The organism is Streptomyces cinereospinus, assembly GCF_042430725.1.
In the GTDB taxonomy this organism is placed as follows: Bacteria; Actinomycetota; Actinomycetes; order Streptomycetales; family Streptomycetaceae; genus Streptomyces; species Streptomyces cinereospinus.
The window spans coordinates 1-22,558 of record NZ_JBHMCY010000015.1 but is presented as its reverse complement, the minus strand read 5'-3'; the positions used below and the strand labels follow the sequence as shown (position 1 = coordinate 22,558).

General features: G+C 73.8%; 21 protein-coding genes. 12 read left to right on the top strand and 9 right to left on the bottom strand.

Going from position 1 to position 22,558, the window contains the following annotated elements; genetic code table 11:
- The first annotated feature begins 91 nt into the window (after positions 1-91).
- From hpt to folE, 3 genes are all read left to right on the top strand, one after another.
- Positions 92-652, top strand: a complete 561-nt coding sequence (hpt, locus tag ACFF45_RS10415; RefSeq protein WP_381345155.1) for a hypoxanthine phosphoribosyltransferase — start codon at positions 92-94, stop codon at positions 650-652.
- Positions 653-858: 206 nt separating this feature from the next.
- On the top strand, positions 859-2,898 hold the full coding sequence (gene ftsH, locus ACFF45_RS10410) for an ATP-dependent zinc metalloprotease FtsH (RefSeq protein WP_381344960.1): 2,040 nt from the start codon (positions 859-861) through the stop codon (positions 2,896-2,898).
- A gap of 140 nt (positions 2,899-3,038) precedes the next feature.
- Positions 3,039-3,644 (top strand): GTP cyclohydrolase I FolE, encoded by a 606-nt coding sequence (gene folE / locus ACFF45_RS10405; protein ID WP_381344958.1) that lies wholly within the window; start codon positions 3,039-3,041, stop codon positions 3,642-3,644.
- A gap of 43 nt (positions 3,645-3,687) precedes the next feature.
- Here the strand turns inward: folE and ACFF45_RS10400 are convergent, their stop codons facing one another.
- The 5 genes from ACFF45_RS10400 to folP form a co-directional block, all read right to left on the bottom strand.
- Positions 3,688-4,176, bottom strand: coding sequence for a DUF3180 domain-containing protein (locus ACFF45_RS10400; RefSeq protein WP_381344956.1), 489 nt, complete (start codon positions 4,174-4,176; stop codon positions 3,688-3,690).
- A 55-nt stretch (positions 4,177-4,231) separates the two neighbouring features.
- The gene (gene folK, locus ACFF45_RS10395; protein ID WP_381344953.1) at positions 4,232-4,843 is read right to left on the bottom strand and encodes a 2-amino-4-hydroxy-6-hydroxymethyldihydropteridine diphosphokinase; all 612 of its coding nucleotides are present in this window, start codon (positions 4,841-4,843) and stop codon (positions 4,232-4,234) included.
- Positions 4,840-5,199, bottom strand: coding sequence for a dihydroneopterin aldolase (folB, locus tag ACFF45_RS10390; RefSeq protein ID WP_381344951.1), 360 nt, complete (start codon positions 5,197-5,199; stop codon positions 4,840-4,842). Before folB ends, folK begins: the two co-directional genes overlap by 4 nt.
- Before the next feature lie 278 nt (positions 5,200-5,477).
- Positions 5,478-5,981 carry a nuclear transport factor 2 family protein gene (locus ACFF45_RS10385; protein ID WP_381344948.1) on the bottom strand — a complete coding sequence of 168 codons (504 nt, stop codon included), beginning with the start codon at positions 5,979-5,981 and terminating at the stop codon, positions 5,478-5,480.
- Positions 5,978-6,913 (bottom strand): dihydropteroate synthase, encoded by a 936-nt coding sequence (gene folP, locus ACFF45_RS10380; protein WP_381344945.1) that lies wholly within the window; start codon positions 6,911-6,913, stop codon positions 5,978-5,980. Before folP ends, ACFF45_RS10385 begins: the two co-directional genes overlap by 4 nt.
- 538 nt (positions 6,914-7,451) lie before the next feature.
- Between folP and ACFF45_RS10375 the strand changes: the two genes are divergently transcribed.
- Positions 7,452-8,684, top strand: coding sequence for a hypothetical protein (locus ACFF45_RS10375; RefSeq protein ID WP_381344943.1), 1,233 nt, complete (start codon positions 7,452-7,454; stop codon positions 8,682-8,684).
- 78 nt (positions 8,685-8,762) lie between these two features.
- On the opposite strand, the gene ACFF45_RS10370 is transcribed toward ACFF45_RS10375, so the two are convergent.
- A complete protein-coding gene (locus ACFF45_RS10370; RefSeq protein WP_381344940.1) occupies positions 8,763-10,097 on the bottom strand; it encodes a PH domain-containing protein in 1,335 nt (444 codons plus the stop codon).
- Positions 10,094-10,588: a PH domain-containing protein gene (locus tag ACFF45_RS10365; protein WP_381344937.1), complete on the bottom strand. Its 495-nt coding sequence runs from the start codon at positions 10,586-10,588 to the stop codon at positions 10,094-10,096. Before ACFF45_RS10365 ends, ACFF45_RS10370 begins: the two co-directional genes overlap by 4 nt.
- A 283-nt stretch (positions 10,589-10,871) precedes the next feature.
- Between ACFF45_RS10365 and ACFF45_RS10360 the strand changes: the two genes are divergently transcribed.
- A complete protein-coding gene (locus ACFF45_RS10360; protein WP_381344934.1) occupies positions 10,872-12,023 on the top strand; it encodes an NADH-quinone oxidoreductase subunit D in 1,152 nt (383 codons plus the stop codon).
- Positions 12,024-12,145: 122 nt separating this feature from the next.
- On the opposite strand, the gene ACFF45_RS10355 is transcribed toward ACFF45_RS10360, so the two are convergent.
- On the bottom strand, positions 12,146-13,084 hold the full coding sequence (locus tag ACFF45_RS10355; protein WP_381345153.1) for an SAM-dependent methyltransferase: 939 nt from the start codon (positions 13,082-13,084) through the stop codon (positions 12,146-12,148).
- A 320-nt stretch (positions 13,085-13,404) separates the two neighbouring features.
- Between ACFF45_RS10355 and ACFF45_RS10350 the strand changes: the two genes are divergently transcribed.
- Together ACFF45_RS10350 and ACFF45_RS10345 are read left to right on the top strand one after the other, a co-directional pair.
- Positions 13,405-14,607 carry a sensor histidine kinase gene (locus tag ACFF45_RS10350; protein WP_381344931.1) on the top strand — a complete coding sequence of 401 codons (1,203 nt, stop codon included), beginning with the start codon at positions 13,405-13,407 and terminating at the stop codon, positions 14,605-14,607.
- Positions 14,608-14,700: 93 nt separating this feature from the next.
- Positions 14,701-15,372, top strand: a complete 672-nt coding sequence (locus ACFF45_RS10345) for a response regulator transcription factor (protein WP_381344928.1) — start codon at positions 14,701-14,703, stop codon at positions 15,370-15,372.
- A gap of 198 nt (positions 15,373-15,570) precedes the next feature.
- Here the strand turns inward: ACFF45_RS10345 and ACFF45_RS10340 are convergent, their stop codons facing one another.
- On the bottom strand, positions 15,571-16,749 hold the full coding sequence (locus tag ACFF45_RS10340) for a threonine aldolase family protein (protein ID WP_381344925.1): 1,179 nt from the start codon (positions 16,747-16,749) through the stop codon (positions 15,571-15,573).
- 153 nt (positions 16,750-16,902) lie between these two features.
- Here ACFF45_RS10340 and ACFF45_RS10335 point away from each other — a divergent pair, with 153 nt between their 5' ends.
- The 5 genes from ACFF45_RS10335 to ACFF45_RS10315 are packed head-to-tail and all read left to right on the top strand — an operon-like array spanning position 16,903 to position 22,358.
- The gene (locus tag ACFF45_RS10335; RefSeq protein WP_381344922.1) at positions 16,903-17,835 is read left to right on the top strand and encodes a Rossmann-like and DUF2520 domain-containing protein; all 933 of its coding nucleotides are present in this window, start codon (positions 16,903-16,905) and stop codon (positions 17,833-17,835) included.
- Positions 17,832-18,845 (top strand): pantoate--beta-alanine ligase, encoded by a 1,014-nt coding sequence (gene panC / locus ACFF45_RS10330; RefSeq protein WP_381344919.1) that lies wholly within the window; start codon positions 17,832-17,834, stop codon positions 18,843-18,845. The genes ACFF45_RS10335 and panC overlap by 4 nt, the downstream gene beginning before the upstream one ends.
- Entirely contained in the window at positions 18,842-20,572 is a 1,731-nt protein-coding gene (locus tag ACFF45_RS10325) for an L-aspartate oxidase (protein ID WP_381344917.1), read from the top strand. The genes panC and ACFF45_RS10325 overlap by 4 nt, the downstream gene beginning before the upstream one ends.
- A 5-nt stretch (positions 20,573-20,577) precedes the next feature.
- On the top strand, positions 20,578-21,549 hold the full coding sequence (gene nadC / locus ACFF45_RS10320) for a carboxylating nicotinate-nucleotide diphosphorylase (RefSeq protein ID WP_381344914.1): 972 nt from the start codon (positions 20,578-20,580) through the stop codon (positions 21,547-21,549).
- Positions 21,550-21,560: 11 nt separating this feature from the next.
- On the top strand, positions 21,561-22,358 hold the full coding sequence (locus tag ACFF45_RS10315) for a type III pantothenate kinase (protein WP_381344912.1): 798 nt from the start codon (positions 21,561-21,563) through the stop codon (positions 22,356-22,358).
- The last annotated feature ends 200 nt before the right edge of the window (positions 22,359-22,558 follow it).

Genomic DNA, 22,558 nt, shown 5'->3' with positions numbered 1-22,558 from the left:
GACCTTCCCACCGGACCGTGCGCCCGGCCCCCACGAGGGCCGCTCACGCGGCCGGGGCGTCCGGAGACGGCCGGTGGGACGACCGAAAGTGATGCGGGTGGACGCGAAAGACATGGGTGCCGACCTCAAGCAGGTGCTCATCACCAAGGAAGAGATCGACGCGAAGCTGGCCGAGCTGGCCGCGAAGATCGACGCGGAGTACACGGGCAAGGACCTGCTGATCGTCGGTGTCCTCAAGGGCGCGGTGATGGTCATGGCCGACCTCGCCCGGGCGCTGTCCACCCCGCTCACCATGGACTGGATGGCGGTGTCCTCCTACGGGGCGGGCACCCAGTCCTCCGGTGTCGTGCGGATCCTCAAGGACCTGGACACCGACATCAAGGGCAAGCACGTCCTGATCGTCGAGGACATCATCGACTCCGGCCTGACCCTGTCCTGGCTGATCTCCAACCTCGGCTCCCGCGAGCCCGCCTCGCTGAAGGTGTGCACGCTGCTGCGCAAGCCGGAGGCCGCGAAGGTCGCCATCGACGTGGAGTGGGTCGGTTTCGACATCCCCAACGAGTTCGTCGTGGGCTACGGCCTCGACTACGCCGAGAAGTACCGCAACCTGCCGTTCGTCGGCACGCTCGCCCCGCACGTCTACGGCGGCTGAGCCGGACGGCCGGCGCCGGACAGCCGGACGGCCCGAACCTTCCAGGACGATCGGGAACCCCGGCGGGTCTCGCGCCGTTGGAGCATGCAGACGGGTTCGCCAGCCGTCCCATGCGGCTTCGGGCACCATTGCTGGGGTACCGTCAGAAGAACTGTCTTATCAAACTCACTATGGCAGGAGGGACGGGGCGGCACCGCTCCGTATGGATGGACGTGAAGCGATACTTCCGTGGGCCGGTCATGTGGATCGTGCTGGCCGTCCTTGCCGTGGTCGTGTTGATGCAGGTCGTCGGCTCGTCCGGGGGCTACAAGACGGTGGACACCGGCCAGGTCGTCCAGGCGATCAGTGACAACAAGGTCCAAGCGGCCCAGCTGACCACCGGTGACGAGCAGACCATCAAGGTCACGCTCAAGGACGGCGAGAAGGTCGAGGACAGCTCCAAGATCCAGGCGAGCTACATCGGTGACCAGGGCGCCAACCTCGCCAGCACGCTGCAGGACAAGTACCAGAACAAGCAGATCCCGGACGGATACACGGTCTCCCCGACCGAGCAGAACGCGTTCGTCAGCATCCTGCTGTCGCTGCTGCCCTTCGTCCTGATCGTCGTCGTCTTCCTGTTCCTGATGAATCAGATGCAGGGCGGCGGCTCCCGGGTGATGAACTTCGGCAAGTCGAAGGCCAAGCTCATCACCAAGGACACCCCCAAGACGACGTTCTCCGACGTCGCCGGTGCCGACGAGGCCGTCGAGGAGCTCCAGGAGATCAAGGAGTTCCTGCAGGAGCCGGCCAAGTTCCAGGCCGTCGGCGCCAAGATTCCCAAGGGTGTGCTGCTCTACGGTCCGCCCGGCACCGGCAAGACGCTGCTCGCGCGTGCCGTGGCCGGCGAGGCGGGCGTGCCGTTCTACTCGATCTCCGGTTCCGACTTCGTCGAGATGTTCGTCGGTGTCGGTGCCTCCCGGGTCCGTGACCTGTTCGAGCAGGCCAAGGCGAACGCCCCGGCCATCGTCTTCGTCGACGAGATCGACGCGGTCGGCCGCCACCGCGGCGCCGGCCTCGGCGGCGGCCACGACGAGCGCGAGCAGACCCTCAACCAGCTGCTCGTCGAGATGGACGGCTTCGACGTCAAGGGCGGCGTGATCCTCATCGCCGCGACGAACCGGCCCGACATCCTCGACCCGGCGCTGCTGCGCCCCGGCCGCTTCGACCGGCAGATCGCCGTCGACCGCCCGGACATGCAGGGCCGGCTGGAGATCCTCAAGGTCCACCAGAAGGGCAAGCCGGTCGCGCCCGACGTCGACCTGTCGGCGGTGGCCCGCCGTACCCCCGGCATGACCGGTGCCGACCTGGCGAACGTGCTGAACGAGGCCGCCCTGCTGACGGCCCGCAGCGACAAGAAGCTGGTCGACAACAAGATGCTCGACGAGGCCATCGACCGCGTCGTGGCGGGCCCGCAGAAGCGGACCCGGATCATGTCGGACAAGGAGAAGAAGATCACCGCGTACCACGAGGGCGGGCACGCCCTGGTCGCGGCGGCCTCGCCGAACTCCGACCCGGTCCACAAGATCACGATCCTCTCCCGCGGCCGCGCCCTCGGCTACACGATGGTGCTGCCGGACGAGGACAAGTACTCGACCACGCGCAACGAGATGCTCGACCAGCTGGCCTACATGCTGGGCGGCCGCGCGGCCGAGGAACTGGTCTTCCACGACCCGACCACGGGTGCCGCCAACGACATCGAGAAGGCGACCAACCTGGCCCGCGCGATGGTCACGCAGTACGGCATGACGGAGCGCCTGGGCGCCATCAAGTTCGGCGGGGACAACAGCGAGCCGTTCCTCGGCCGTGAGATGGCCCACCAGCGCGACTACTCCGAGGAGGTCGCGGCGCTCGTCGACGAAGAGGTCAAGAAGCTCATCGAGACCGCGCACAACGAGGCGTGGGAGATCCTGGTCGAGAACCGCGACGTCCTCGACAACCTGGTCCTGGCCCTCCTGGAGAAGGAGACCCTGGGCAAGGAGGAGATCGCCGAGGTCTTCGCCTCGATCGTCAAGCGGCCGCCGCGTCCCGCGTGGACCGGCTCCTCCCGCCGCACGCCGTCCACCCGTCCGCCGGTGCTCTCCCCCAAGGAGCTCGCCCTGACGAACGGCGCCAACGGCGCGACGGCGGCGATCACCGCCAAGAGTTCGGTGGCGGAGTCCGCCCCGGCGGCCGAACCGGCCGCCCCGGAGGACCGTCCCGAGGTCTGAGCGCCGGGCCGCCCCGCGGCCCGGCAGGCCCGGAATGGATGCCGCGCCCCCCTGGTTCTAGCCTGGGGGGCGCGGCATCGACGTATGCGCACCGTTGGGACGCGTGCAGGCGCGCTTCAGGCAGAGGAACGAGGCACCACATGACCGACCCCGTGACGCTGGACGGCGAGGGCACGATCGGCGAGTTCGACGAGAAGCGTGCCGAGAACGCCGTACGCGAACTCCTGATCGCGGTCGGCGAGGACCCGGACCGCGAGGGGCTCCGGGAGACGCCGGCCCGGGTGGCGCGGGCGTACAAGGAGATCTTCGCCGGGCTGTGGCAGAAGCCCGAGGACGTGCTGACGACGACGTTCGACATCGGGCACGACGAGATGGTGCTCGTGAGGGACATCGAGGTGTACTCGACCTGTGAGCACCACCTGGTGCCGTTCCGGGGCGTCGCGCACGTCGGGTACATCCCGGCCACCTCGGGCAAGATCACCGGGCTGTCGAAGCTGGCCCGGCTCGTGGACGTCTACGCCCGCCGGCCGCAGGTGCAGGAACGACTCACCACGCAGATCGCGGACTCCCTGATGGAGATACTGGAGCCGCGCGGCGTGATCGTGGTCGTGGAGTGCGAGCACATGTGCATGTCCATGCGGGGCATCCGCAAGCCCGGCGCGAAGACCCTCACCTCCGCGGTGCGCGGTCAGCTGCGGGACATGGCCACGCGCAACGAGGCGATGAGCCTGATCATGGCGCGCTGACGCGTCCGGCGCGCACGGTGCGCGCCGCGGCCGGGTCGCCGGGTCAGGCGGCCGGGGCCGTGCCCGTGCCGGTGGTCTCGTCGTCCTCGGGGAGCTTGCACACGTGCTCCAGGAAGAGGGCGGCGGCTATGACGGCGATGCCCGCCACGACCGAGCAGCCGGCGTAGATGGCCTGGTCGCGGCGGGCCGGGATGTCGAGGGACTCCAGCAGGAAGACGCCCGTGCCGCCGTACATCCCGGCGACGAGGGCGGCGACCAGGGCGCTGGCCTGGCCGAAGACGACCGCGCGGGCCGCCATCAGCGGGTCCACGCCCTTGGCGCCGGGGCGGCGCTCGCGCTGGGCCCGCAGCCGGGCGCGCAGCGAGAGCGCCGTGGCGAGCAGCACCGCGGCGATCAGGGCCAGCACGACGGGGGCGGCCAGGGGGACGCTCGGGAGCGTACCGATCGAGTTCCAGAGGCGGGCGCCCGCCCAGGACAGGACGCCGGCGACGGCGAAGACGCCGACCAGCACCCTGATGCGCAGCTCTCTCACGGTGTCCCTTCGGTTCCCCGGACGCCCCGGACTGGGGCCGTCTCGACCTTAACGGCTACTCGGGCAGCCGGAGTTCCAGGTCACCCCGGGCGGCGACACCCTCACGGGTGACCGCGCCGAGCAGCTCGGCGACGGCACCGCGGCCGGGCAGCTGGGCGTCGGGGTCCACGTCGTGCCAGGGGGCGAGGACGAAGGCGCGTTCGTGGGCGCGCGGGTGGGGCAGGGTCAGCGCCGGGTCGTCGGAGACGACGTCGGCGTAGGAGACGATGTCGACGTCGAGCGTGCGCGGACCCCAGCGCTCGTCCCGGGTGCGGTGGAAGGCCTCCTCGACCGCGTGCGCCCGCTCCAGGAGCGAGGACGGGGGGAGGGTGGTCTTGAGCACCACGACCGCGTTGAAGTACGACGGCTGGCTGCCGGGGTCGACGCCCCACGCCTCCGTCTCGTACACGGGGGAGACGGCCTTCACGCGTACCCCCGGGGTGTCCTCCAGGGCGTCGATGGCGCCCTGGAGGGTCTCCAGGCGGTTGCCGAGGTTGGCGCCGATGGAGATCACGGCCCGCTGGGGGTTGTGCAGGGTGGTGTCGGCGGCGTCGACCTTCTCGACGACGGAGGCGGGTACCGGCTGTACGGTCGGGTCGCTGTGACCCTCGGTGAACGAGGCAGTCATACTCGGCTCCGGATGATGGTGACGGTCACGTCGTCGAAGGGGACCGTGATCGGCGCGTCCGGCTTGTGGACGGTGACCTCGGCCTCCTGGACGCCTTCGTGTTTCAGACAGACCTGGGCGATGCGCTGGGCGAGCGTCTCGATGAGGTTGACGGGCTCGCCCTCGACGACGGCCACCACCTCCTCCGCCACGATGCCGTAGTGCACGGTCTTCGCCAGGTCGTCGTCGGCGGCGGCCGGGCGGGTGTCCAGGCCGAGGACGAGGTCCACGATGAAGGTCTGGCCCTCCTCGCGCTCCCGGGGGAACACACCGTGGTGCCCGCGGGCCTTCAGGCCGCGCAGCGCGACACGATCCACGCGAATCACTCCTGCAATCGTCGGGTGTGTGACCGGTCCGTACCGTGTGCGGGCGGCACTCCGGCCTCGAACGAATCTACCTGCGGGCACGGACAGCCCCGGCCGACGGGGGCGGGGCCCGGGCGGGGGCCGGGAGGTTTCATCGCATGTTTCCCCTGGGGAATCCGGCGGCTCACGGGCTGGTAGCCGCCCATACCCCGGGTTCGTGATTCCAACCACTTCTTGGTCCCTTCGGGCCCCGCCGGGTCCTTTCCGGCCCCTGCCGTCCGCCTACCCGCTCAGCCGGTCGGGTCCTCGTCCTCGTCCTCGGCGCTTTCGGTCAGGACCGGGGAGGCGTGGTGCGACCAGAGTTTCCAGCCGGCCGGTGTGCGCCGGAACACGTTCGTGGCCACCACCAGCTGGCCGACGAGCGGGCCGGGCCCGTCGCCGTCCTCCGGGGCGGGGCCGCCGCTGAGGATGTTCTCCGTGCAGCTGACCAGGGCGGTGTCGCCGGTGACCGAGACGTGCACGTCGGTCAGGAAGAACTGGATGTAGTCGGTGTTCGCCATGATCAGGGCGTACGAGCGGAGCACCTCGCCGCGGCCGGTCAGCACCGGCCAGCCGGGGTGCACGCAGGAGACCACGCCGGTGTCCGCCGGGTCGTGGTAGGTCTCGTCGACGCCCAGGTCGGACGGGGTGAGCCAGAGCGTCGTCAGCTCCTCGAAGTCGCCGCGCTCCAGTGCCTCGTAGAAGGCCGTGTTGGCGAGTTCGACCTGCTCGACATCGGTGTGGGGGGCGCTCACCGGGCTCCTTCCGCGCCGTTCGCGGGGGACGGGGCGGCGGGGTCCCCGGAGGGGCCGGGCGTGGGCCGGTCCGTACGCGCTCCTTCCACGGCGCGCGCGACGCGTACCGCGTCCGCGGTGGCGCGCACCTCATGGACGCGCACCGCCCACGCGCCGGCGTGCGCCGCCAGGGCCGAGACGGCGGCCGTCGCCGCGTCGCGCTCCCGGGCCGGGGGCGGCGAACCCTCGGGGCCGGCCAGGACGCGGCCGAGGAAGCGTTTGCGGGAGGCGGCGACCAGCAGGGGGTGCCCGAGCTCGTGCAGGCGGTCCAGGCGGGCGAGCAGGGCCAGGTCGTGCTCGGCCTGCTTGGAGAAGCCGAGGCCCGGGTCGATCACGATCCGGTCGGGGGCGATGCCGCCCTCCAGGGCGGCCTCCACGCGCGCGTGCAGCTCGTCGACGACCTCGGTGACGACGTCGTCGTAGACACCCCTGACGTTGCCGCCCTCCAGGAAGCCGCGCCAGTGCATGACGACGAAGGGGGCACCGGTGCGCGCCACGACCGGGATCATCGCCGGGTCGGCCAGGCCGCCGCTGACGTCGTTGACGAGGGCCGCGCCGGCGGCGAGCGCCTGCTCGGCGACGGACGCGCGCATGGTGTCCACGGAGACGACCACGCCCTCGGAGGCGAGGCCGCGCACGACGGGGATGACGCGGCGCAGTTCCTCGGCCTCGTCGACCCGGGTGGCGCCCGGGCGGGTGGACTCGCCGCCGACGTCCACGAGGTCGGCGCCCTCGGTGACGAGGTCGAGGCCGTGTTTGACGGCGGCGGTGGTGTCGAACCAGCGGCCGCCGTCCGAGAAGGAGTCCGGGGTGACGTTCACGACCCCCATGACCGCGCAGCGGTCCCACTCCGGAAGGCCCGCGATCCGCCCGCGTCCGCTGTGATTGCTCATACGTTCAGCGTAGGCCCAGGGTGGGGCCGGGCTCCTCACATGGGCCGCTCCCGGTCGGGCGGCCCCGCGGGGGCGCGGCAGGGCGCGGCCTTCGGCCGGCGGAAGCCCCGCGTCCGCGGGGCGGCCGGTCCGGTGCGCGACGCCCCGCCGCCGGGTCGTGAGAAGACGGCGGCCGTGTCGCGGCGCGGCACGTCGTGGCGGGGCGGCGGGACCGCTCCCGCGGGGCCCCCGGCCGGGCCTCGGCGTCCTCGGCCGGGGGCCCGCGGCCAGCTGCGCCCGGAACCCGGGGAGCGTGGCCCGCGCGGTCGGTGGCGGCTCGTGCCGCCCGCTTCCCTGCCGGACGTCACATGCCGTCATTCCGTACGAACAAGGTGATCTGACGCCGATTCGGATGTCCGGCGGCAAAGCGCCCTTTGCGGCGGTGAGTCGGCAGGTGAGCTCTGCTCCGTCGCGGGAGGCCGTTCCCAAGGCTCTGCGGTGGCTGTGTTTTTACCGTCGCGAGCACCATGATTCGCCCACGCGCGGTAAGTTTCTGGCCATGCCACGTGGACGTCATCGCCATTCACCGCCCTTGCACAGGCTGCTGCCTCCGTCGGCGATCGCGGGCGTCTCGCTCGTCTGCGCCCTCGGCCCCTGGGTGTTCGCGGAGCCGATGGTGCTCCGCGGGCTGGCGGCGGCCGCCGCGGTGACGGCCGTCGCCGGCGCGGTCGTCATGCGCCGCTGGGACATCCAGGCCGGCAAGCAGGTCGCCGACCTCACGCGCGCGCGGGTGAGCGACGAGTGGCGGCACGAGGAGCGGGTCGCCGACCTGGAGTCCGACCTGGAGGAGTCGCGCGAGCTGCGCGGCAAGCTGGAGCAGCGGCTCCGGGCCAAGCGCGCCGAACTGGCCGGGCTGCGCAACGAGCACGCGGCACTGCTGCGCCGGTACGCCACCGCCGAGACCGAGCGGGCGAGCGCCCTGGAGGGCCGCCGCCTGCTGGAGATCGAGGCGACCACCCCGGTGCGTGCGCTGCCGCCCGTGCCGGTGCCCAGGGGCTTTGCCGGGGGCGGGAAGGCCGCCGCGGAGGGGACCGCCCACCAGGGGGCCGCCGCCGGAGGAGCATCGAGCGAGGAGACCTCTGCCAAGGGGGTCGCCGTCGGAGAGACGGTGGCCGAGGCAGCTGCCGCCGAGGGGAGGCCGGAGGCATCGCGGCTGTTCTCCCCGGAGGGGTCCCGGCTGTTCCTGCGGGCGCGGGCCGCGCTGGTCCGGCTGGACGCCGGCCCGAAGGGCCGCGCCGGGCAGGACGCGGCCGCCGCGCCGGAACCGTCCGCCGTGGAGCCGGCGCCGGCCGGCGCCGGCGGCGGTGCGGGGACGGAGGCCGCGCGGGAGGACGACGCGCGGGGGAAGCCCGAGGCGGCCGACGGGCACGAGCACGCGGCCGCTACCCCTCCGGCGCACGTCCAGCAGCCCTCCGGCCACTACACCGTGCCGACCGCGGTGGCGGTCGTACCGGCGCCCGCGCCGGTGCGGCGTCCCACGGCCGAGGGCGGGTTCGACTTCTTCGGCACGAAGGCGAAGGGCGCGGCGTCCGCCGCCCTGGAGGCCGTGCAGAACGAGGACCTCGCCGACGTGGTCGGTCAGGAGGCGCTCGATCTGCACAAGGCGCAGGCCGAGGCGGAGTTCAAGCCCGCGACCGCGGAGTCGCGCGGTGTCGGCCAGGTGATCGACCTGACGGCGCACGACGAGACCGAGCAGATCGACGTCCAGGGGCTGCGCAGCGCGGCCTCCTGAGCCGGGCGCGGGGCGGCTTCCCGAGCCGGGCGCGGGGCGGCTTCCCGAGCCGGGCGCGGCGAGCCCGTACCGCCGCCGTCACGTCATCCAGCGGTCCGGGCGCGCGTCCCTGCGGCCCGTCCGGGACCGCTCGGCCTGTGCGTGCAGCAGCCGGGCGGCCTCCTCGGCGCCCCGCAGCCGGGCCGTGACGGTCTTGTCGGCGCCGGTGTCCACGTGGACGTCCGCGAGCCGCCAGCACCGCATCCAGGGCCCCTGCTTCTGCCGCACGCTCTGCACCTTGGCGTGCGGGACGAGCGCGAGGCTGCGCCGGAGCAGTCCGCGCCGGGCCGCGAACACCGTGTCCGTGACGGTGAGGCCGTAGCCCCGCCACCACAGCGGCACGCACCGTCCCGCCCGCCGGGGCGGGCGGGACAGGGACGGGGCGGGCGGCACGGTCACGCCGGGCAGCACGCGCGCGACGAGGGGTTCCGCGAGTTCGCGCGGGGCGACCGGCAGCAGCACGGAGTTGGACGAGCCGGCCACGTCCAGTTCCACCCGCACCCAGCCGCGCCGCCGCCACAGCAGCGGCTCCACGATCCGCACGGTCTGCACCCGCCCCGGCGGCACCGTCTCGTGCGCGCGGTCCAGGAGCCCGCGGTCGATCCGCAGGCCGTCCGGCGACTCGGCCACCGTCCAGTCGTACTCGGCGACGAACCTGCCCACACTGCTCGCGCCCGCCGCCCCGAACAGGGGCACGGCGGTCGCGACGACCGTCCACAGGCTGTGGGTGAACAGCCACAGCACGGGCGGTACGACCAGCGCGGCGCCCAGCGTCCCCCAGGTCGCGCCCGTCAGCAGCAGCGAGACGGCGAGCACCCCGCCCGGCACGTGCAGCAGCCGCCGCTCCGGGGCCTCGCCGACCTCGTGCGCGCGCTCCGGCGCGAATCCGGCCGCGCGCGCCAGCAGTTCGGCCCGCAGCGCGCGTGCGTCGGCCTCGCCCAGGTAGGCGAGTTCGTCCTTCCGGTCGGTGCCCATGACGTCGAGGCTGAGCTTCGCGACGCCCGCCACGCGCGCGAGGAGCGGCCGGGTGACGTCGACGGCCTGGATGCGTTCCAGGCGGATGTGCGCGGTGCGCCGGAACAACAGGCCGGTGCGGATGCGCAGTTCCGTCCCGGTCACCGCGTAGTGCGTGAACCACCAGCTGAGGAAGCCGTACAGCGCGGCGGCCGGGAGGAGCACCGCCAGGGCCGTCAGAATCGTGGCCGTGGTCAGCCGGGTCAGCTGGCGGTGCGCCCCGTCCGGGTCGTGCAGCGCCCAGCCGAGGAGCACGGCGACCGGCGCCCACGCCCGCCGGAACGGCGTCACCGGGTGCAGCCGCCGCTCGGCCACGGCCGCCTCGCGGGGCGCCTCCCGGTCCGTTCCCGCCGCCGTCACAGCCCCGCCGATCGTGCCTCGCCCAGCTCGGTGAGCCGGTCGCGCAGCCGTTCGGCCTCGGCCGGGTCCAGGCCGGGGATGGTCGCGTCGGTCGCCGCGGCGGCCGTGTGCAGCTGGACGCCGGCCAGCCCGAAATGCCGTTCGACGGGGCCGGAGGTCACCTCGACCAGCTGCATGCGGCCGTACGGCACCACCGTCACGGTGTGCCAGAGCACGCCCCGGCTGATCAGCAGGTCGTCGGCGCGTTCGGCGTACCGCCAGGAGCGCCAGTTGCGGCCGGTCAGCCACCAGCCCCACACCGCCGACGCCAGCGGCAGCAGCGCGAGCGCCGCCCATCCGGGGCCGGCCAGCAGCCCCGGCACGAGGCCGGTGGCCAGGGTGAGCAGGCCCAGCCACACCACCAGCAACAGCCGCCGCATGCGCAGCAGCCCGGGCGGCAGCCCGGTCCACGCCGGCCCGTCCTCCGGCACCGCCGGTCCGTCTTCCGCCACTGCCGGCCCGTCCTTCGCCACCGCCGGGCCTTCCGGACCCACCGCCGGGCCTTCCGGGCCAACGGCTGCCGGGCCTGCCGGACACGCCGGTGAGCCTTCCCGAGCCGCCGGGTCTTCCGGACCGACGGCTGCCGGGCCTGCCGGAGCCGCCGTCGGGCCGCCCGGACCCGTCACCGCCTCGCCGCCCGGATCCCCTGCGCCCACGCCCTGCGGGACCGCCGTCCCGCCGCCCTCCGGGCTCCCCGTCTCCATACGGCCAGCCTACGTACGACAGACTGGGTGCATGACTCCTACGACGGAGACCACGGTCGGAATCGGCGGCGCCGCGGAGAGCACCGACATGGTGCTCAACATCGGCCCCCAGCACCCGTCCACGCACGGTGTGCTGCGCCTGCGGCTGCTCCTGGACGGTGAGCGCATCAGGCGCGCGGAGCCGGTGGTCGGCTACATGCACCGCGGCGCGGAGAAGCTGTTCGAGGCGCGTGACTACCGCCAGATCATCATGCTCGCCAACCGGCACGACTGGCTGTCGGCGTTCTCCAACGAGCTGGGTGTCGTCCTCGGCGTGGAGCGCATGCTCGGCATGGAGGTGCCCGCGCGCGCGGTGTGGACCCGCACGCTGCTCGCGGAGCTCAACCGGGTGCTCAACCACCTGATGTTCCTCGGCTCGTACCCGCTGGAGCTGGGCGGCATCACGCCGGTCTTCTACGCGTTCCGGGAGCGCGAGGTCCTCCAGAACGTCATGGAGGAGGTCTCCGGCGGGCGGATGCACTACATGTTCAACCGGGTCGGCGGCCTCAAGGAGGACCTCCCGGCCGGCTGGACCGCACGCGCGCGTGCCGCCGTCGCCGCGGTGCGCTCGCGCATGGACGTCTACGACGACCTGGTGCTCGGCAACGAGATCTTCCGGGGGCGCACGCGGGGCGTGGGACGGCTCGCGCCCGAGGCCGTGCACGCGTACGGCGTGAGCGGCCCGATCGCGCGCGCCTCGGGCGTCGACTTCGACCTGCGCCGCGACGAGCCCTACCTGGCGTACGGAGAGCTTCAGGACACCCTGAAGGTCGTCACCCGCTCCGAGGGCGACTGCCTCGCCCGGTTCGAGTGCCTGCTGGAGCAGACGCACAACGCGCTGGACCTCGCCGACGCCTGCCTCGGCCGGATCGCCGAGCTGCCGCCGGGGCCGGTCAACCAGCGGCTCCCCAAGGTGCTGAAGGCGCCCGAGGGGCACACGTACGCGTGGACCGAGAACCCGCTCGGCATCAACGGCTACTACCTGGTCAGCAAGGGCGACAAGACGCCGTACCGGCTCAAGCTCCGCTCGGCCTCGTACAACAACATCCAGGCACTGACCGAGCTGCTGCCGGGGACGCTGGTGGCGGACATGGTGGCGATCCTGGGGTCGATGTTCTTCGTGGTGGGGGACATCGACAAGTGATGCCCGGCCGCGGGGCCGTGCGGGTCGGCCGGTCGGCCTGGTCGTCGGGGCCTGCGGTCCGTGGCGGGGCCGGTGGTCTGAAGGGGCCGGCTGTTCGGCGGGTCACGGCGGTCCGGCGGGGGTCAGCCGGTGGCCAGCGGGTCGTCGAGGCCCACCGGCTGCACCAGCCACCCGAAGTCGCCCAGCCCGCCCGGCGCGGTCAGCTCGGCGGCCTCCCCGGCGGTCGCGAGGGCGCGCACGTAGGCCGCGGGGTCGGTGGTGGCCAGGGCGAGCGGGGGGCGCACGCCCGCGAGGCCCAACGCGCGCAGGGCATCGCGCTGCGTGAGCACGCGCCCCCCGGGCAGCGCGCAGGCGTCCAGTGCCACGTGCGCCGTGATGTCGCACGACCCGTCCGGCACGGGCGCCGTCTCCCGGCCCTCCCGGAAGCCGGTGAGCGTCCCGAAGGGCGGGCGCGCGTCCGCCGTGTGCGCGTAGTCCACGGCGACCGCCAGCCCCCGTTCGACGCGCCCGACGACCGACGCCCACGCCGTGTCCCTGGGCCGTCCGACCTCCGCCCGCAGCCCCTCCTCGGCCGGGCCGGGCCACCACCGGCCGAGCCACTCGGCGTCCGCCCCGGCGACCGGCTCACCGAGCCGTTCCGACCCGTCCCGCGCCACGAGCACCCGCCGCCACACCCCTGAGGCGTCCGTCTCGGCGACCTCCACGGGCACGTTGTCGAGCCACTCGTTGGCGAAGAGCAGCCCCGTGACGGCCCGGGGGCATTCCGCGCGCCACTCGACGCGGTGATCGAGTCCGGCCGGGCGGGCGGCGATCTCGACGGCGCACGCGCGCGTGCGGGCGGCCAGGCCGGCGGGGAGCGCGGCGAGCACACCGGTGACCAGTTCGCCCCGTCCCGCCGCCATGTCGACGAAGTCGAGGGCCGCCGGGCGGCCCAGCGCCTCGTCGACGCGGCGCAGCAGCTCCGCCACGGCCCGGGCGAACAGCGGCGACGCGTGCACGGACGTACGGAAGTGCCCGGCGGGTCCCTCGGGCCGGTGGTAGAAGCCGCCGGGGCCGTACAGGGCGGCCTCCGTGGCCGCGCGCCAGCCGCGCCGGGCGCGTCCGTCCCGCCAGTCGTGCTCGTCCTTCGGGCCTGGCGGGCAGTCCGGCTCGTCCCGCGAGCCCCGCCGGTCCCGCTCGCCGCCGCCCGTCGTACGCTCCTTCGCACTCCTGGTCACCCGGGCAAGGCTAGTGCCGCGGCAGGCGACGTCCGCCCCGTCGCGACGGGGCGAACGTCGCCTGCCGCGGCACGTGCCCTCCACCTTGCGGAGTACGCGTGTCGCCTCCGGATCGGCCCTCCGGTTGACTCCGGCACGCATCACGCTTCCCTACTCTGGGTTACGTGCAGCGCCTCTACGACTTCCTCCGCCGACACCCGACCTGGGTCGACGGCTCCTGGGCCCTCGTCCTGTTCGGGATCTCGGTGGTCGGCGGGGTGGTCGCCCAGGAGAGCGCCGGCACCGACCTCCCGGCGGCCGTGGTGCCGGTCACCGTCCTGCTGTGCCTGGTGCTGACCCTGCGCCGGCGGATGCCGGAGCGGATGCTGGTCCTGGCGGCCGCGGTGGGGGCGGCGCAACTGGCGCTCGACGTGGCGCCGCTGCCCGCCGACTTCGCCTTGCTGGTGATCGTCTACACCGTGGCCGCGGTCGGCGCGCGCTGGGCCTCCCGGTTCGCGCTGTTCGGCGGTCTGTGCGCCGCGCCGGTGGCACAGCTCCGCTGGCCGGAGTACCAGACGAGCGTCGCGGGCAACATCGCGCTGGCGGTCTTCCAGACGGTGCCGTTCGCCCTGGCCTGGGTGCTCGGCGACTCCATCCGCACCCGCCGCGCCTACTTCGCGCAGCTGGAGGAGCGCGCCGCCCGGCTGGAGAAGGAGCGCGAGGCGCAGTCCAAGGTCGCGGTCGCCGCCGAACGCGCCCGGATCGCGCGCGAGCTGCACGACGTCGTCGCGCACAACGTGTCCGTGATGGTGGTGCAGGCCGACGGCGCCGCGTACGTCCTGGACGCCGCGCCCGACCAGGCCAAGAAGGCGTTGGAGACCATCTCCTCCACCGGCCGCCAGGCCCTCGCCGAGATGCGCCGCCTGCTCGGCGTACTGCGCACCGGCGAGCACCAGGAGGGCGGGGAGTACGTTCCGCAGCCCGACGTCCAGCAGATCGAGGACCTCGTCGAGCAGTGCCGCGGCTCCGGGCTGCCCGTCGACTTCCGGATCGAGGGCACGCCGCGCCCGCTGCCCAGCGGCGTCGAGCTCACCGCGTACCGCATCGTGCAGGAGGCGCTCACCAACACCCGCAAGCACGGCGGGCCCGACGCGGGCGCGAGCGTGCGGCTGGTCTACTTCGACGACGGCCTCGGCCTGCTCGTGGAGGACGACGGCAAGGGCGCCCCGCACGAGCTGTACGAGGAGGGCGGTCTGGATGGCCAGGGCCACGGGCTGATCGGTATGCGCGAGCGGGTCGGCATGGTCGGCGGCACTCTGGACGCCGGGCCCCGCCCCGGCGGAGGATTCCGCATCAGTGCCCTGCTGCCGCTCAAACCAGCGCATTGACGCCTGCGCACGCCCGCGTGACACCTGTCACGCCCCCCACCGCCACGCGACCGCGCGAGCACGACCTTCGAGACGGATACGGAAGAGGCCACGATGAAGATCAGGGTGATGCTCGTCGACGACCAGGTGCTGCTGCGCACCGGGTTCCGGATGGTGCTCGCCGCGCAGCCGGACATGGAGGTCGTGGCCGAGGCGGGCGACGGCGTCGAGGCCCTCCAGGTGCTGCGCTCGACCGAGGCCGACGTCGTGCTGATGGACGTCCGCATGCCCAAGCTGGACGGCGTGGAGGCGACCCGCCGGATCTGCGCGGACCCCGACCCGCCGAAGGTGCTCATCCTGACCACCTTCGACCTCGACGAGTACGCCTTCTCCGGGCTGAAGGCGGGCGCCTCGGGCTTCATGCTCAAGGACGTGCCGCCCGGTGAACTCCTCGCGGCCATCCGCTCCGTGCACAGCGGCGACGCGGTGGTGGCCCCGTCGACGACCCGGCGGCTGCTCGACCGGTTCGCGCCGATGCTGCCCAGCGTCGGCAAGCAGCCCCAGCACAAGGAGCTGGAGCGGCTCACCGACCGGGAGCGCGAGGTCATGGTGCTGGTCGCCCAGGGGCTGTCCAACGGGGAGATCGCGGCCCGGCTGGTGCTGTCCGAGGCGACCGTGAAGACCCACGTGGGCCGCATCCTGACCAAGCTGGGGCTGCGGGACCGGGTCCAGGTGGTCGTCCTGGCGTACGAGACGGGGCTCGTACGGGCCGGGGGCCACGGCTGAACCGCAGACCGGCCGCAGCGGCCCCGGTGGGCACCGCCCTCCCCGGGCCCCGGCGCCGCCCGTCCGGCAGCGGCACCGGTCTCACCAGGGGACCGGGTCGCCGGGTCACCGGAGGGGCCCGCCTCCGGCCGGCCCGCCTCCGGCTGCCGGAGGACCCCCTCCGGGAACTTCCACGGCCGCCGGGAGACGCGCCGGCCCTCACGGCAGACGGGAGGCGAACTCCGCGACCGCCGCCCGTACGTCGTCCGCGGTCCACTCCAGGCCCGCGGCCCGCACGTCGATCTCCGTGACGGCGAGCCCCGGGCCGGGCGCGTCCCAGGAGCGGCCGAAGAGCAGCACCCCCGTCTCCTCGGCCTGCCGCACCGCCGCCTCGGCGACGACGTCGCGGTCGTACGGCAGCCAGAGCCGGAACTCGTTGGTGTGCGGCTCCTCGGGGTGGACGCGCGCCCAGGGCAGGCCGGCCGCCGCGAACCCCTCGCGCAGCGCGGCGGCCACCACGCGCGCGTGCCGTACGTAGCCGGGGAGCCGGGGCAGCTCCCGCTCCAGCCCGGCGAGCGCCGACAGCACCGTCGGGAACTGCTGGAACACCTGACCGCCGTACCGGTGCCGCCAGGCCTTGGCCTGCTCCACCAGCGTTCCCGGGCCGGCCAGCGCCGCGCCGCCGAAGCCGTTCAGGGACTTGTAGAACGACACGTAGACGCTGTCCGCGAGGTCCGCGATCTCGTGCAGGGGGCGGCCGAAGTGGACGGTCGTCTCCCACAGGCGCGCGCCGTCGAAGTGCACCACCGCGTCGCGCTCCCGCGCCGCCTCCACCACCTCCGTGAGCTCCTCCCAGGAGGGCAGGACGAACCCGGCGTCCCGCAGGGGAAGTTCCAGCATCAGCGCACCGAACGGCTCCTCGAAGGCACGGATCTCGGCGGCGGTCGGCAGCCGTGGCGCAGGGTTCAGATGGACCGGACGCACACCGCTGACCTGGGTGAACGCATCCCGTTCGTGCACCACGGGATGGGCCAGCGGGTGCAGCGCGACGGTCGGGTCGCCGGTGCGGCCCGCCCAGCAGCGCAGGGCCACCTGCTGGGCCATCGTGCCGGTCGGGAAGAACGCGGCGGCCTCCGTGCCGAGCAGCCCGGCCACCTTCGCCTCCAGGGCCTCCACGATGCCGGTGCCGTACAGGTCCGCCGACTCGTCCAGGTCGTACAGCTCCTCGGCGTTCTCCAGCAGCGCCAGGCGCTCCCGGAGCGTGCCGAGGACGCTGGAGCGCGCCAGGACCCGCCGCGCGCCCCGATACGCCGCCCTGCGCCGTTCGAAGAGCCGCTCGCGCCGCTCCTCGGCCGACGCCACCGATTCCCCCACGCCCTGCTCCGCCGTCTCCGTCATGCCCGGATGATGCCGGGCCGCGTCCGGGGTGCCCACCAAATTTCCCCACCCACAGCCTGTGGACGACCGAACGCCCCTGTGAACCGATCGCGTTAACATGACGAGAAATCGTCCGGTACCCGGAGCGGACTGGAACGGGAAGGCCGCCGTCGCGTGAGTACAAGCCAACAGCCAGATCCCAGGGGCCGCCCCGCGCGGCTCACCGTCGGCGTCGTCGGCGCCGGCCGGGTGGGCCCGGCGCTCGCCGCGTCGCTCCAGCTCGCCGGGCACCGACCGGTGGCCGTCTCCGCGGTCTCCGACGCCTCCCGCAGGCGGGCCGCGCTGCTGCTGCCCGACGTGCCCGTGGTCCCGCCCGCCGAGGTGCTCCAGCACGCCGACCTGGTCCTGCTCACCGTCCCGGACGACACCCTGCCCGGCCTCGTCGACGGCCTCGCCGGCACCGGGGCGGTACGGCCGGGGCAACTCCTGGTGCACACCTCCGGCCGGTACGGCGCGAGCGTCCTGGAGCCCGCCCTGCGCGCCGGCGGACTGCCGCTGGCCCTGCACCCCGCGATGACGTTCACCGGGACCCCGGTGGACGTCCAGCGCCTCGCCGGGTGCTCCTTCGGGGTCACCGCACCCGAGGAGCTGCGGCTGGCCGCCGAGGCGCTGGTCATCGAGATGGGCGGCGAGCCCGAGTGGATCGCCGAGGAGAACCGCCCGCTCTACCACGCCGCCCTCGCGCTGGGCGCCAACCACCTGGTGACCCTGGTCGCCCAGTCCATGGAGCTGCTGCGCACGGCCGGCGTCGAGGCCCCCGACCGGATGCTGGGCCCGCTGCTCGGCGCCGCCCTCGACAACGCCCTGCGCTCCGGCGACGCGGCCCTCACCGGCCCCGTCGCCCGCGGGGACGCGGGAACGGTCGCCGCGCACGTCACGGAGTTGCGCCGGCACGCCCCGCAGACCGTCGCCGGCTATCTGGCGATGGCACGGGCCACCGCCGACCGGGCACTCGCCCACGGGCTGCTGAAACCGGAACTCGCCGAGGACCTGCTCGGGGTACTCGCCGCAGACACCACCCTGCCCGAGAACGGGGGAGACCGATGAGCCGCCGGAGCTTCGCACTCGTCCCCACGCCGGACGACCTGACGTACGTGCGCGAACACGCCGCCGTACCCGGCCGCGCCGCCGTGGTGATGACCATGGGCGCCCTGCACGACGGCCACGCCACCCTGATCCGCGCCGCGCGCGGGCACGTCGGCCGGGACGGGTTCGTCGTCGTCACGGTCTTCGTCAACCCGCTCCAGTTCGGCGAGGGCGAGGACCTCGACCGCTATCCGCGCACCCTGGAGGCCGACCTCAAGATCGCCGAGCAGGCCGGCGCGGACGCCGTGTTCGCCCCCGCCGCGGACGAGGTCTACCCGGGCGGCGCACCCCAGGTGCGGATCAGCGCCGGCCCCATGGGGGAGCGCCTGGAGGGCGCCTCCCGCCCCGGCCACTTCGACGGCATGCTCACGGTCGTCGCCAAGCTGCTCCACCTCACCCGCCCCGACGTGGCGTTCTTCGGCCAGAAGGACGCCCAGCAGCTCGCCCTGATCCGCCGCATGGTGCGGGACCTGAACTTCGGCGTCGAGATCGTCGGCGTCCCGACCGTGCGGGAGGACGACGGCCTGGCCCTGTCCAGCCGCAACCGCTACCTCTCGCCCCAGGAGCGGCGTACGGCGCTCGCGCTGTCCCGCGCGCTGTTCGCGGGACGGGACCGGCACGCGGCGCAGGAGGCGCTGCGCGCCCGGGCACGCGAGGTGCCCGCCACGCGCGCGCGTGCCGAGGCGCTGAGCGCCATCGGCGAGTCCCGCGCCGCCGCCGACGCGCACGCCGTCGCCAAGGCGGTCCCCGGCGGCCCGTCCGCCGTGCGCGCCGCCGCGCGCCTGGTCCTCGACGAGGCGGTCCGCCACGACCCGCCCCTGGTGCTGGACTACCTGGCCCTGGTGGACCCCGACGACTTCACCGAGATCGACGACGACTTCACGGGAGAGGCCGTCCTCGCGGTCGCCGCCAAGGTCGGCACGACCCGGCTGATCGACAACATCCCCCTCACCTTCGGAGCCGCCTCGTGACCAGCACCGGCATACGACTGCACGCCCCCGCCCCGGGCTGGTCCATCGCCGCCGACGTGGTGGTCGTCGGCTCCGGCGTCGCCGGTCTCACCGCCGCGCTGCGCTGCGAGGCCGCCGGCATGCGCACGGTCGTCGTCACCAAGGCGCGCCTGGACGACGGCTCCACCCGCTGGGCGCAGGGCGGCATCGCGGCGGCCCTGGGCGAGGGCGACAGCCCCGAGCAGCACCTGGACGACACCCTGGTCGCCGGAGCCGGCCTGTGCGACGTGGAAGCGGTACGGATCCTCGTCACGGAGGGTCCCGGCGCCGTCCGCCGGCTGATCGAGACCGGCGCCCACTTCGACGAGTCCGCCGAGGGCCGGCTGGCGCTGACCCGCGAGGGCGGCCACCACCGCCGCCGCATCGCCCACGCCGGCGGCGACGCGACGGGGGCCGAGATCTCCCGGGCGCTGGTCGAGGCCGTCCGCGCGCGTGGCCTGCGCACGATCGAGAACGCCCTGGTCCTGGACCTGCTCACGGACGCCGACGGCCGCGCCGCGGGCGTCACCCTGCACGTCATGGGCGAGGGCCAGCACGACGGTGTGGGCGCGGTGCACGCCCCCGCGGTGGTCCTCGCGACCGGCGGCATGGGCCAGGTGTTCTCGGCGACGACCAACCCGTCGGTCTCCACGGGCGACGGCGTGGCCCTCGCCCTGCGCGCGGGCGCGGAGGTCAGCGACCTGGAGTTCGTCCAGTTCCACCCCACGGTGCTGTTCCTCGGCCCCGACGCGGAGGGCCAGCAGCCCCTGGTCTCCGAGGCGGTACGGGGCGAGGGCGCGCACCTGGTGGACGCCGACGGCGTGCGCTTCATGGTGGGCCGGCACGAGCTCGCCGAACTCGCCCCCCGGGACATCGTCGCCAAGGGCATCATGCGGCGCATGCAGGAGCAGGACGCCGAGCACATGTTCCTCGACGCCCGGCACTTCGGCGCCGAGATGTGGGAGCAGCGCTTCCCGACGATCCTCGCCGCCTGCCGCGCCAACGGCATCGACCCGGTCCACGAGCCCATCCCGGTCGCCCCGGCCGCCCACTACGCATCCGGCGGCGTCCGCACCGACTCCCACGGCCGTACCACCGTCCCCGGGCTGTACGCGTGCGGGGAGGTCGCCTGCACCGGCGTGCACGGCGCCAACCGGCTCGCCTCCAACAGCCTCCTGGAAGGCCTGGTCTACGCCGAGCGGATCGCCCACGACATCGCGGTGGCCCACCGCCGAAGCGGTCTCCACGCGCGCGTGCCCGCCCCCGTGCCGCACCCGGAGCAGCCCGCGCACCCCCTGCTCGTCCCCGAGGACCGCTTCACGATCCAGCGGATCATGACCGTGGGCGCCGGGGTCCTGCGCTCGGCCGGCTCCCTCACCGAGGCCGCCGAACAGCTCCACCGCCTGCACGCCGACGCCCGCGACGCGCTGCACGAGAACGGCAAGACGGCCGAGCCCGGCGTCGACACCTGGGAGACCACCAACCTCCTGTGCGTGGCCCGCGTCCTGGTGACCGCGGCCCGGCTGCGCGAGGAGACCCGAGGCTGCCACTGGCGGGAGGACCGCCCCGACCGCGACGACACCGCGTGGCACCGCCACATCGTCGTACGGCTGAATCCGGACCGCACACTCGCCGTACGCACCACCGATACCGCAGACTTCCCCCCAGTCCGGCCGCACCACCCGGCGCACCGTCCCCAGGAGCAGTGAGAGCAGTGAGCACCCCCGACCTTCCCCTCGTCCCGTCCGACGGCTGCGGCGACGGCTGCGCCTGCGGCGCCGACGAGGAGTACCTGGAGTGCGGCCTCGACCCCGCGCTCGCCCAGCTCCTGGCCGACGCGGGACTCGACCCCGTCGAGGTCGAGGACATCGCCACCATGGCCATCCAGGAGGACCTCGCGGGCGGCGTGGACGTCACGACGGTCGCGACGATCCCCGAGGACGCGGTCGCGACGGCCGACTTCGTGGCCCGCGAGGCGGGCGTCGTCGCGGGGCTCAGGGTCGCCGAGGCGGTCATGTCGATCGTCTGCGAGGAGGAGTTCGAGGTCGAACGCCACGTGGAGGACGGCGACCGGGTCGCCGCCGGCCAGAAGCTCCTCTCCTTCACCACCCGCACCCGCGACCTGCTCACCGCCGAACGCAGCGCGCTGAACCTCCTGTGCCGCCTCTCGGGCATCGCGACCGCCACGCGCGCGTGGGCGGACGTGCTCGAAGGCACCACGGCGAGGGTCCGGGACACCCGCAAGACCACCCCCGGTCTGCGCTCCCTGGAGAAGTTCGCGGTCCGCTGCGGCGGCGGCGTCAACCACCGCATGTCCCTCTCCGACGCGGCCCTGGTCAAGGACAACCACGTGGTGGCCGCGGGCGGCGTCGCCCAGGCCTTCCAGGCCGTGCGCGAGGCCTTCCCGGACGTTCCGATCGAGGTCGAGGTCGACACCCTGCACCAGCTCCGCGAGGTACTGGACGCCGGCGCCGACCTGATCCTGCTGGACAACTTCACGCCGGGCGAGTGCGAGGAGGCGGTGGCCCTGGTCCACGGCCGCGCCGCCCTGGAGGCCTCCGGCCGCCTGACCCTCACCAACGCCAAGGCGTACGCCGACACCGGCGTCGACTACCTGGCCGTGGGCGCCCTGACGCACTCCGCCCCGATCCTGGACATCGGCCTGGACCTGCGAGCGGCGGAGTAGGGAGCGGGGCCATGCTGCTGACGATCGACGTAGGCAACACCCACACCGTGCTCGGCCTGTTCGACGGCGACGACATCGTCGAACACTGGCGCATCTCGACCGACGCCCGCCGCACGGCGGACGAGCTGGCGGTCCTCCTCCAGGGCCTGATGGGCATGCACCCCCTGCTCGGCGACGACCTGGGCGACGGCATCGACGGCATCGCGATCTGCGCGACGGTCCCCTCGGTCCTGCACGAACTCCGCGAGGTGACCCGCCGCTACTACGGCGACGTCCCCGCCGTCCTCGTCGAACCGGGCGTCAAGACGGGCGTCCCGATCCTCACCGACAACCCCAAGGAGGTCGGCGCCGACCGCATCATCAACGCGGTGGCGGCGGTCGAGCTCTTCGGCGGCCCGGCCATCGTCGTCGACTTCGGCACGGCGACGACGTTCGACGCGGTGAGCGCCCGCGGGGAGTACGTCGGCGGCGTCATCGCCCCCGGCATCGAGATCTCCGTGGAGGCCCTCGGCGTCAAGGGCGCCCAGCTCCGCAAGATCGAGGTGGCCCGCCCCCGCAGCGTGATCGGCAAGAACACCGTCGAGGCCATGCAGGCGGGCATCGTCTACGGCTTCGCGGGCCAGGTCGACGGAGTCGTCAACCGCATGGCCCGCGAACTGGCCACCGACCCCGACGACGTCACCGTGATCGCGACGGGCGGCCTGGCCCCCATGGTCCTGGGCGAATCCTCGGTCATCGACGAACACGAGCCCTGGCTGACCCTGATCGGCCTCCGCCTGGTCTACGAACGCAACGTCTCCCGCATGTAACGACCGCCCACACCCACCACCCCAGCAGGCTCCTGCCCACACCCGCCCAAGGCGGAAAGGGAAGCCCCCGGGGAGGCGCTGCCCGCACCCCCGTACGACGCGAGGAGGCCCGCACCCACCCACGGCGGGACGGAACCGCCTCCCGGAGGCGGCACCCGCCCACGGCGGGAAGGGGCGGACCCCTGTGGCGCGCTGCCCGC

Coding starts and splice junctions, on each gene's coding strand:
- hpt (WP_381345155.1), top strand. CDS start 92: ATGCGGGTGGACGCGAAAGACATGGGTGCCGACCTCAAGCAGGTGCTC.
- ftsH (WP_381344960.1), top strand. CDS start 859: ATGGACGTGAAGCGATACTTCCGTGGGCCGGTCATGTGGATCGTGCTG.
- folE (WP_381344958.1), top strand. CDS start 3,039: ATGACCGACCCCGTGACGCTGGACGGCGAGGGCACGATCGGCGAGTTC.
- folK (WP_381344953.1), bottom strand. CDS start 4,843: ATGACTGCCTCGTTCACCGAGGGTCACAGCGACCCGACCGTACAGCCG.
- folP (WP_381344945.1), bottom strand. CDS start 6,913: ATGAGCAATCACAGCGGACGCGGGCGGATCGCGGGCCTTCCGGAGTGG.
- ACFF45_RS10375 (WP_381344943.1), top strand. CDS start 7,452: ATGCCACGTGGACGTCATCGCCATTCACCGCCCTTGCACAGGCTGCTG.
- ACFF45_RS10360 (WP_381344934.1), top strand. CDS start 10,872: ATGACTCCTACGACGGAGACCACGGTCGGAATCGGCGGCGCCGCGGAG.
- ACFF45_RS10345 (WP_381344928.1), top strand. CDS start 14,701: ATGAAGATCAGGGTGATGCTCGTCGACGACCAGGTGCTGCTGCGCACC.
- ACFF45_RS10340 (WP_381344925.1), bottom strand. CDS start 16,749: ATGACGGAGACGGCGGAGCAGGGCGTGGGGGAATCGGTGGCGTCGGCC.
- panC (WP_381344919.1), top strand. CDS start 17,832: ATGAGCCGCCGGAGCTTCGCACTCGTCCCCACGCCGGACGACCTGACG.
- ACFF45_RS10315 (WP_381344912.1), top strand. CDS start 21,561: ATGCTGCTGACGATCGACGTAGGCAACACCCACACCGTGCTCGGCCTG.